1 protein-coding gene is annotated in these 527 nt (G+C 64.1%); it reads left to right on the forward strand.

Annotated elements, in window-relative coordinates; all coding sequences use genetic code 11:
- Window positions 1-176: 176 nt before the first annotated feature.
- The coding region (locus tag D1614_RS25000) for a proline--tRNA ligase (protein ID WP_438268364.1) at window positions 177-527 on the forward strand (351 nt) is incomplete at its 3' end.

Here is a 527-nt window from a genome sequence, read left to right on the forward strand (position 1 = left end):
GCGACAGGCTGAAGACGAAGTTCGCCAAGCGCTGACGCCTTCGCAAACGCCATCGATGTGCATTTGCCTGATGGCGATGTGCATTAGCGTTTGCAATTTGCAAACGGCGATGGTGTCTCTGGACTGATCTGACTCGGTGCGTTCGTTCTGACGCATCGCCCTTCGACGAGTGTTCCATGCGCCTGTCCCGCTATTTCCTGCCGATCCTGCGCGATACGCCCAAGGAAGCCGAGATCGTCTCGCACCGGCTGATGCTGCGCGCCGGCATGATCCGCCAGGAGGCGGCCGGCATCTACGCCTGGCTGCCGCTGGGACTGCGCGTGCTGAACAAGGTCGAGCAGATCGTCCGTGAGGAGATGGACCGCGCCGGCGCCGTCGAGCTGCTGATGCCGACGCTGCAACTGGCCGACCTGTGGCGCGAGAGCGGCCGCTACGACGCCTACGGCCCGGAGATGCTGCGCATCCTCGACCGCCACGAGCGCGAGCTGCTGTACGGGCCGACCAACGAGGAGATGGTCACCGACATC

This window comes from Maribellus luteus, from assembly GCF_003576475.1.
Lineage (GTDB): Bacteria > Bacteroidota > Bacteroidia > Bacteroidales > Prolixibacteraceae > Draconibacterium > Draconibacterium luteum.